Raw genomic sequence first — 8,231 nt, forward strand, 5'->3', positions numbered from 1 at the left:
CCCTTCGTGACGCTCACGGATTGTTCGGGACCAGGCCGTCGTCGCCGAACCGGAACGCCTCGGGGGCCGGAGCGATTTTACGAACATTTTGATTTTTCTTGATCATTCGGCCCTCGCTGCGGTCGCCGGCGGGGGCCGGCGCGCGTCGCGGGGGGAAGCTGACGGCCGCGGCTTTAAACGGTGCTTAACCGGGCGGCTTCAATGTGGAAGCGTTTTGCACCTGCAAAACCGGGCTGCAAATCGTCCGCCCTAGGCCCGGAATAGCCGGATTCGCGCAGGCGTCGGAAACGCCCGCAAGGCCAGCGCGGTAGGCCCGCACGACCGGTGAACTAGCCGGAATGGTGTCGGTCGCCGTCGACACGCCCCGTTTTCGGACGCCGCACGTTCACGTGCTGGACAGACAGTCAGGCCGCGTCGGAGCGGCGCTTCGCTGCCAGCGCCTCGTATCCGAAGCAGGCCAGGGCGACGATACGGGGCACAGGACCAGGATTGAGATAGTAGCCGATCTGCCGCCGGCTGCGGCCCAGGAGGGCGGCCGCGGCCTCCTGGGTCAGCCCGTTCCGCTTGAGAAATCGGGCGAAATCGGCGCAGCCCATCTCCTGCTCGGCGACCGTCTCGATCAGCTCGGCCGACATCTCGAGGTCGGGGCCGTCCCAGGCGACGACGTTGCCGTCCTCGACGAGCCGGGCGGTGGCGAACAAGGCCGCGTCGTCGCGCAGCGGCCGGTAGACCTTGTAGCTGCCGACCAGTGGAGCGATGTCGACCGTCTCGGACCGGCCGGCCCGGCTGCCGTCGGCCCAGGTGACCTCCAGGCGCGACGGTCCGACCACGCGCAGCGAACCGATGCGGGGCATCGGAACGCCGGTGTCGAGCATGTCAGTCGCGTTCATTGAGCCGTCTCCACTCGTGACATAGACGGTGCAGGTTCGCCGGCATCCGGGCCCATTTGATCGCCTCTTCCAAAGCGGGCTTCGGGCCGGATCCCTTCAGCACCCGGAACGACCCGATCTGGATCGAAGCCGTCCATCCCGGTCCTCGGACATGGAAATGGGGCGGCACGTGGTCTCCGGGGTAGATGCAAATCCTGCACTGGTTCAGCCGCACGATCTCGGGCATCGCGCTGCCACCTTCGAAACGAGTAGATAGTGCAATGGTTGCACAGTGTCAAGTGGATTGTGCAATGGCTGCACACCGGCCGGCGATGGGTGCCTCTTGCGCCGAATAATAGAAAAATTTCGATGGTGCAATCAAAAGAAAAGGCTGCGGAGCGCCAGTGGCGCCTCGCTGTTTCGGTGACGAGCGTGCGGCTGCCTCACGCCCGCTTGCGGTCGCGCATCAGGCCGGCGAAGCGCTGGAACAGGTAGTGGCTGTCACGCGGGCCGGGCGAGGCCTCGGGGTGGTACTGGACCGAGAACACCGGCCGGTCGGTGAGGGCAAGGCCGCAGTTCGAGCCGTCGAACAGGGAGACGTGGGTCTCCTTGACGTTGCCCGGCAGGCTGCCGCGGTCGACCGCGAAGCCGTGGTTCATCGAGGTGATCTCGACCTTGCCGGTGTCGAGGTCCTTCACCGGGTGGTTCGCCCCGTGGTGGCCCTGGTGCATCTTCTGGGTGGTGCCGCCGAGCGCGATGCCGAGCATCTGGTGGCCGAGGCAGATGCCGAAGGTCGGCAGGCCGGTCTCGACCACCGACTTGATCACCGGTACCGCATAGGCGCCGGTCGCCGCCGGGTCGCCGGGGCCGTTGGACAGGAACACGCCGTCCGGCTTCAGCGCCAGGATGTCCTCGGCCGCGGTCGTCGCCGGCACCACCGTCACCTTGGCGCCGATGCCGGCGAGGAGGCGCAGGATGTTGCGCTTGATGCCGTAGTCGATGGCGACGACGTGCAGGTCGGGGTTCTCCATCCGGCCGTAGCCCTTGCCCCACACCCACTCGGTCTCGTCCCAGGTGAAGCGCTGGCCCGACGTCACCCGCGGCACCAGGTCCATGCCGACGAGGCCGGGCCAGCCCGCGGCCTCGGCCTTCAGCGCATCGAGGTCGAAGCGGCCGTCCGGCGCGTGGGCGATGACAGCGTTCGGCATGCCCTTGGTGCGGATCAGGCCGGTGAGGGCGCGGGTGTCGATGCCGCCCAGCCCGACGATGCTGCGGGCCTTCAGCCAGGCATCGAGATGGCGGGTCGCCCGGTAGTTCGACGGCCGGGTCACGGCCGCGTGGAGGATCACGCCGCAGGCGCCCGGGGTGGCGGCCATGTTGACGGTCTCGATGTCCTCCTCGTTGGTCCCGACATTGCCGATGTGGGGGAACGTGAAGGTGATGATCTGGCCCGCATAGGAGGGATCGGTGAGGATCTCCTCGTAGCCCGTCATCGCCGTGTTGAAGCAGACCTCGCCGACCGCCTGGCCGGTGGCGCCGAGGCCGAATCCCTCGATCACGGTCCCGTCGGCGAGGACGAGCAGGGCGGTGGGCGCGGGATCGGCCCAGGCGGAGGGGTCGTTCGACATGGCGTCTCGATTCAACGGCGTCTCGATTCGAAGGCGTCTCGATGCGACGGGCGCCGGCGCACGGCCGCGCGGCGGTGACGGCTGGAGCGCCGGGCGGTTACCGACACCGGAAATGTCCGGGTCCGGTGGGCGCGCGCTCTGGCCGTCCCGCCTTATTTGCGTATAAAGGGCGCCGAAGCAAGGTTCGGCGGCGCACGAAAGGGTGCAGGATGCTGCGTGACGACATCAACGCTGCGTTGAAGGAGGCCATGAAGGCGCACGACGCGCCGCGGGTCTCGACGCTGCGGCTGGTCAATGCGGCGCTCAAGAACGCCGACATCGAGGCGCGCGGGCAGGGCAAGCCGGCGCTCGCCGACGCGGACGTGGTCGCGGTGCTGCAGAAGATGGTGAAGCAGCGCCAGGAGTCGGTCGACCTCTACGAGAAGGGCGGGCGGGCCGAGCTCGCCGCCCAGGAGCGCGCCGAGATCGAGGTCATCGCCTCGTATCTGCCGAAGCAGCTCTCGCCGGCCGAGACCGAGGCGGCCGTCAAGGCGGTGATCGCCGAGATCGGCGCCGCCGGCATGAAGGACATGGGCAAGGTGATCGCGGTGCTGCGCGAGCGCCATGGCGGCCAGCTCGACATGGGCAAGGCGAGCGGCATCGTGAAGGGGTTCTTGGCGTAGCGTATGGATAAGGGCGTGCCCGCCCCGAGGGCGCCCCCCGGACGCATGATCGCGCCGCCGCACCGCGGCGGCGTCATGCGCCGCCGGAACGACGTTCCGCCGCGCCGCGGTCGGCCGAAGGCGCGGAGGAGCGAATGGGGCCGCGGCGGTTCCGTCGCGGCGACGGCCGAAGATTGTTCGAGCTGTTCCATGCAGATTTTTTATGCGTCTCGTGACGGCCAGTCCCGCAAGATCGCGACCCATATCGCGGGTCGCCTGGCCGCCCGTGGCATCCCGGCGACGCCGACCGATCTCGCGACGTCGCAGCCCTCGGCGGCCGATCTCGCGGCGCAGCCGATGGTCGTCGCCATCATGTCGATCCGCTACGGCAAGCACCTCGCCGAGGGGCTGACCTTCGTCGAGACCTTCAAGGGGCTCGACGCGCCGCCGCCGCTGGTGCTCGCCTCGGTCAACCTGACGGCGCGAAAGCCCGGCAAGGACACGGCCGAGGGTAACGCCTACCTGCGCAAGCTGATCGCCAAGAACGGGCTCGCGCCGACGCTCGCCGCCGCCTTCGCGGGGCGGCTCGACTATCCGCGCTACGGCTTCTTCGACCGGCACATCATCCGCTTCATCATGCTGATCACGGGCGGCCCGACCGACCCGACGACCGTGGTCGAATACACCCCCTGGGACCGGGTCGACGCATTCGCCAACGACATCGCGGCGCTGGTGGAGGCCGGCCGCAACGGACAGGGGGGGTAGTCATGGCTTCGGCAGAGGCGATCGACAAGGTTGCACCCGGGACGGCTCGGGCCGGCACCGCGCAGGACGACGGGCGGGACGTCGGCATGACGCTGGCGCAGTTCTCGATCGGCTGCGAGTTCCTGACCGCGACCGGGCGCTGGCGCTGCACCGACGTCGGCACCCGCACCATCGTGGCGATCCGGCTCGACCTCGACCACGATCCGACCTGGTACAAAGGCCCGCCCTACGCGGTGCCCGAGCACGTGTTCGACGAGTACGACATCGAAAGCTGCGTCCCGGCCCCCGACGCCCCCCACTACGATGACAGCGGACGCGAGCGGCTGGTCTCCCTGCCGCGGGGGTGAAGCCAGCGAGTAGCGAGTAGCGAGTAGCGGTCTTCCTCGCCCGCTCTTCGCTTATTCCTACTCGCTACTCGCTACTCGCCATTCGCTACTTCCTGGCCTTCGCCATCTGCTCCACATAGGACCGCAGTACCGCGTTGATGCGGCGCTGATAGCCGGGTCCCTCCGCCTTGAAGAAGGCGAGCACGTCGTCGTCGAGCCGGATCGAGATCGCGGTCTTCTTCGGCGGCACGACCAGCACGGCCTCCGACCAGTCGACGTCGACCGGGACGGCATCCGGATCGGCGCCGGCCGCCGCGGCGATCTCCTCGTCGGAGAGCGCGTCGAGCGCGGCCCAATCAGTCCTGCCCGTCCGCGGGGTGTCCCGGGACACGACCGTAGAATTTTCGTCGCTCGTCCCTTCGGGCACGTCGGGCCGAGATGATCCAGCAGAGGTCGCCGCGGAGCGTGCAGGCGACGGCGATCTCTCGTCCGGCCATCCATCCGAAGACTTGGTATCGGGTTTCACCATGCCGGTCCGACCGTCGCACGAAGACGTCGCCATCGAAGATCGCTCGCGCATCGTCGAAATCGATCTTGTGGTTTCGCAGGTTCGAGGCGCGTTTCGCTGGATCCCACCCGAAACGTGAGATGCCGGCGAAAAGGTGCTGCAGCTCCGAGTCCGTCATGACGAACCACCCCGCACGAGGATACAGCCTGTGCGTGTGGCTCGCTATGCGACCCGGAGGAACTCGAGGATCAGCGCCGATTTGTATATACGATCGTATTCTTTCTGTTCAAGGCAGACCCGGTAGACCGGCTCGGTTCCCTATTCGCCATTCGCCATCCGCTACTCGCCTCCCTGTGGAAACCCGGGACAACGCCGCTTCGCAACCCTGGCCGAGTCGCGGCCGGGCGGGACGCCCTATATTGGCGGCAGGTTCGGCCTAGAGTCGCGAATCGGTTCACGAATCACCATGCGGTTTCCGCCCGAGTTCCTCGACGATCTGCGCGCCCGCCTCCCCGTGTCGGAGGTGGTGTCGCGGCGCGTCAAGCTGAAGAAGGCGGGGCGCGAGTGGAAGGGTCTGTCGCCCTTCAACAAGGAGCGGACCCCCTCGTTTTTCGTCAATGATTCGAAGGGGATGTGGTTCGACTTTTCGTCGGGCCGGAATGGCAACATCTTCGACTTCGTGATGGCGACCGAGGGGCTCTCCTTCCCCGAGGCGGTCGAGCGGCTCGCCGGCGCGGCCGGCATGACGCTCCCGAAGTCGACCCCGGAGGCGGCCGAGCAGGCCCGCCACAGCCGCACGCTGCTCGACATCGTCGAGCTGGCGGCGCGCTTCTTCGAGGCGGCGCTGCAGAGCCGGGCCGGCGCGCGGGCGCGCGGCTACCTCGCCGACCGCGGCCTCGATCCGGCGACCCAGCAGAAGTTCCGCATCGGCTGGGCGCCGGCCGACCGCTTCGCCCTGAAGGAGCATCTCGGCCGCGAGGGCATCTCGGTCGAGGACATGGTCGAGGCGGGGCTGCTGGTCGCCGGCGACGACATCCCGGTCCCCTATGACCGCTTTCGCGACCGGGTGATGTTCCCGATCGGCGACCTGCGCGGCCGCATCGTCGCCTTCGGGGGCCGCGCGCTGGACAAGGACGTCGCCGCCAAATACCTGAATTCGCCTGAGACTTCGCTCTTCCACAAGGGCGGCCTCCTGTACAACGGCGCCGCCGCCCGGGCCGCCGCCCATGCCGGCGCGCCGCTGATCGGGGTCGAAGGTTATGTCGACGTCATCGCCATGGTGACGGCCGGCTTCCCGGGCACGGTGGCGCCGCTCGGCACCTCGCTGACCACCGACCAGCTCGCTCTGATGTGGAAGATCGCCGACGAGCCGGTGCTGTGCTTCGACGGCGACGCGGCCGGCCGGCGCGCCGCCTACCGGGCCGTCGATCTCGCGCTGCCCCTGCTTCAGCCCGGCAAGAGCCTGTACTTCGCCACCCTGCCGCAGGGCCACGATCCCGACGACCTGATCCGGGCGAGCGGCAAGGGCGCGATGGCCGACGTGCTCGCGGCCGCCCAGCCGCTCGCCGACATCCTGTGGATGCGCGAGACCGAAGCCGGCCGCTTCGACACGCCGGAGCGCCGCGCCGGCCTGGAGGCGCGGCTCGACGGCCTGCTGGCCGGGATCGGCAACGAATCCGTGCGGAAATACTACCGGGCCGATCTCGGCACGCGGCTGCGGGGCCTGCTGGTGCCCGAGGCGGCCGGCGGGGCGGGCCGATTCGCCGGGCGGCCGGCGGCGGGCGGGTTCCGCGGCGGCGGCCGGGCCGGCAAGGCGGGTTTTGCCCGCGGAGGCAAGGGCGGGGACCGCCGCTTTGCCGGGCCGGAGCCGACGCCGCTCGTGCTCAGCCCGCGGATGTCGACGAGCCCGGTGGTGCGCGGGGCGCGAGCCGTGCTGCCGGCGCGCGAGGCGCTGCTGGTGCTCGCCGTGCTCAACCATCCATGGTTGCTGGACGGGCACGCCGAGGCCTTCGCCGTGCTGGATCTCGTCCATCCCGATGCCGATCGGCTCCGGCGGGCCATCCTCGACGTCATCGCGGCGCACGAGGAGGAAGGCACCGAGATCGATGCCGAGACGCTGCGGGCGGCCGTGCTGGCCCGCGACCTCGGCGGGCTGGTGGAGCGGATCGAGGCGGCGCTCACCCATGTGGCGGACTGGCCGGCCCGGGTCGGCGCCGCCCCCGAGGATGTCCGGCCCTGGTGGCGCCACGTTCTCACCTTGCATCACAAGAACCGGACGCTAAATAAGGAACTCAAAGAGGCCGAGCGCGCGCTGGGGGACGACCCCAGCGAGCGCAATTTCGCGTGGTTGCAGGACGTCCAGGGCCGCCTGGCCGCGATCGAGGGCACCGAGGCCTCGATCGAAGGGTTCGGGGCGCTGTCCGGCCGGCCGACGCGCGGGCTCTAGAGGGGAACGGCCGCGAACGCTCCCGACGGGTCGGGGCGGTGCGCCGGTCGGACAACTCGGGCGGGCAATTCGGGCGGGGCGTACATTAAGGACGGGGTGCGGAGAACGTTTTTCGGACCGGTGCGGCCGACGGTCGGGCGCGCCATGACGGTGTTTCGGCTCTCGCAAGGTTTCAGTGTGAAACTTCGAGCGATTCGGTCAGGCAAACGGGCGAGATGACGCCACACCGGGGCGAACGGTCCCCGGCGAGGCAGTGACGAGCGGTCGCCAGAGGCCGGTGGAGTGCGCCGGCGACGTGACGGCGGGGACACGAGCGGTCTGGGCGAGAGCGCGGCTTCAGGAGAACTCATGGCGACCATCAGGACGAAAGCGGCCGGCAAGGACAAGGTCGTGAAGGACAAGAAGGACGAGACGACCGAAGGCCAGACCCCGGACACTCCGGACACGCCGCTGCCGCTGCTCGACCTGTCGGACGCCGCCGTCCGCAAGATGATCAAGCTCGCCAAGAAGCGCGGCTACGTCACCCACGACCAGATCAACGCCGTCCTCCCCTCCGAGGAGGTGACGTCCGACCAGATCGAGGACATCTTCGCGATGCTCAACGAGATGGGCATCAACGTCGTCGAGCAGGAGGAGCACGGCGAGGAGGAGAACGCCGAGGAGGCGCACGAGGACGACGACGAGGGCGAGGGCGAGCTCGTTGAGGTCACCCGTGCGACTCCGGCCAAGACCGAGCGCGCCGAGCCGGGCGAGCGAACCGACGATCCGGTCCGCATGTATCTGCGCGAGATGGGCTCGGTGGAGCTCTTGTCGCGCGAGGGCGAGATCGCCATCGCCAAGCGCATCGAGGCCGGCCGCGAGGCGATGATCGCCGGCCTGTGCGAGAGCCCGCTGACCTTCCAGGCGATCATCATCTGGCGCGACGAGCTCAACGCCGGAAAGGTGTTCCTGCGCGACATCATCGACCTCGAGGCGACCTATGCGGGTCCCGAGGCGAAGGGCGGCGCGGCCGCCGCGCCCGGCGCCGAGGCGGAGGCCGAGGACGGCG

At 69.1% G+C, this 8,231-nt stretch carries 10 protein-coding genes; 5 read left to right on the plus strand and 5 right to left on the minus strand.

Features of this window, described 5'->3' with window-relative positions; all coding sequences use genetic code 11:
• Positions 1 to 404: 404 nt before the first annotated feature.
• The 3 genes from ABTU92_RS27430 to carA form a co-directional block, all read right to left on the minus strand.
• A complete protein-coding gene (locus ABTU92_RS27430; RefSeq protein WP_408094758.1) occupies positions 405 to 890 on the minus strand; it encodes a hypothetical protein in 486 nt (161 codons plus the stop codon).
• Entirely contained in the window at positions 877 to 1,116 is a 240-nt protein-coding gene (locus tag ABTU92_RS27435; protein ID WP_408094759.1) for a DUF4160 domain-containing protein, read from the minus strand. Before ABTU92_RS27435 ends, ABTU92_RS27430 begins: the two co-directional genes overlap by 14 nt.
• 196 nt (positions 1,117 to 1,312) lie before the next feature.
• Positions 1,313 to 2,497: a glutamine-hydrolyzing carbamoyl-phosphate synthase small subunit gene (gene carA / locus ABTU92_RS27440; RefSeq protein WP_408094760.1), complete on the minus strand. Its 1,185-nt coding sequence runs from the start codon at positions 2,495 to 2,497 to the stop codon at positions 1,313 to 1,315.
• A 209-nt stretch (positions 2,498 to 2,706) separates the two neighbouring features.
• Between carA and ABTU92_RS27445 the strand changes: the two genes are divergently transcribed.
• From ABTU92_RS27445 to ABTU92_RS27455, 3 genes are all read left to right on the plus strand, one after another.
• Positions 2,707 to 3,159, plus strand: a complete 453-nt coding sequence (locus ABTU92_RS27445) for a GatB/YqeY domain-containing protein (protein WP_408094761.1) — start codon at positions 2,707 to 2,709, stop codon at positions 3,157 to 3,159.
• Positions 3,160 to 3,348: 189 nt separating this feature from the next.
• The gene (hemG, locus tag ABTU92_RS27450; protein WP_408094762.1) at positions 3,349 to 3,903 is read left to right on the plus strand and encodes a menaquinone-dependent protoporphyrinogen IX dehydrogenase; all 555 of its coding nucleotides are present in this window, start codon (positions 3,349 to 3,351) and stop codon (positions 3,901 to 3,903) included.
• A gap of 2 nt (positions 3,904 to 3,905) precedes the next feature.
• Positions 3,906 to 4,250, plus strand: coding sequence for a hypothetical protein (locus ABTU92_RS27455; RefSeq protein ID WP_408094763.1), 345 nt, complete (start codon positions 3,906 to 3,908; stop codon positions 4,248 to 4,250).
• 85 nt (positions 4,251 to 4,335) lie between these two features.
• On the opposite strand, the gene ABTU92_RS27460 is transcribed toward ABTU92_RS27455, so the two are convergent.
• Positions 4,336 to 4,620: a BrnA antitoxin family protein gene (locus ABTU92_RS27460; protein WP_408094764.1), complete on the minus strand. Its 285-nt coding sequence runs from the start codon at positions 4,618 to 4,620 to the stop codon at positions 4,336 to 4,338.
• The gene (locus tag ABTU92_RS27465; protein ID WP_408094765.1) at positions 4,586 to 4,915 is read right to left on the minus strand and encodes a BrnT family toxin; all 330 of its coding nucleotides are present in this window, start codon (positions 4,913 to 4,915) and stop codon (positions 4,586 to 4,588) included. Before ABTU92_RS27465 ends, ABTU92_RS27460 begins: the two co-directional genes overlap by 35 nt.
• Before the next feature lie 288 nt (positions 4,916 to 5,203).
• Between ABTU92_RS27465 and dnaG the strand changes: the two genes are divergently transcribed.
• Both dnaG and ABTU92_RS27475 read left to right on the plus strand, forming a co-directional pair.
• Positions 5,204 to 7,183, plus strand: a complete 1,980-nt coding sequence (gene dnaG, locus ABTU92_RS27470; protein WP_408094766.1) for a DNA primase — start codon at positions 5,204 to 5,206, stop codon at positions 7,181 to 7,183.
• Between the two features lie 348 nt (positions 7,184 to 7,531).
• On the plus strand, positions 7,532 to 8,231 hold a 700-nt coding region (locus ABTU92_RS27475; protein ID WP_408094767.1), incomplete at its 3' end, for an RNA polymerase sigma factor region1.1 domain-containing protein.

The sequence above is a fragment of the Rhodoplanes sp. SY1 genome (assembly GCF_046000175.1).
Taxonomy (GTDB): Bacteria; Pseudomonadota; Alphaproteobacteria; order Rhizobiales; family Xanthobacteraceae; genus Rhodoplanes.

Bases quoted from the DNA above. Each gene is read 5' to 3' on its own strand.
- ABTU92_RS27430 (WP_408094758.1), bottom strand. From the start codon at position 890: ATGAACGCGACTGACATGCTCGACACCGGCGTTCCGATGCCCCGCATC.
- ABTU92_RS27435 (WP_408094759.1), bottom strand. From the start codon at position 1,116: ATGCCCGAGATCGTGCGGCTGAACCAGTGCAGGATTTGCATCTACCCC.
- carA (WP_408094760.1), bottom strand. From the start codon at position 2,497: ATGTCGAACGACCCCTCCGCCTGGGCCGATCCCGCGCCCACCGCCCTG.
- ABTU92_RS27445 (WP_408094761.1), top strand. From the start codon at position 2,707: ATGCTGCGTGACGACATCAACGCTGCGTTGAAGGAGGCCATGAAGGCG.
- hemG (WP_408094762.1), top strand. From the start codon at position 3,349: ATGCAGATTTTTTATGCGTCTCGTGACGGCCAGTCCCGCAAGATCGCG.
- ABTU92_RS27455 (WP_408094763.1), top strand. From the start codon at position 3,906: ATGGCTTCGGCAGAGGCGATCGACAAGGTTGCACCCGGGACGGCTCGG.
- ABTU92_RS27465 (WP_408094765.1), bottom strand. From the start codon at position 4,915: ATGACGGACTCGGAGCTGCAGCACCTTTTCGCCGGCATCTCACGTTTC.
- dnaG (WP_408094766.1), top strand. From the start codon at position 5,204: ATGCGGTTTCCGCCCGAGTTCCTCGACGATCTGCGCGCCCGCCTCCCC.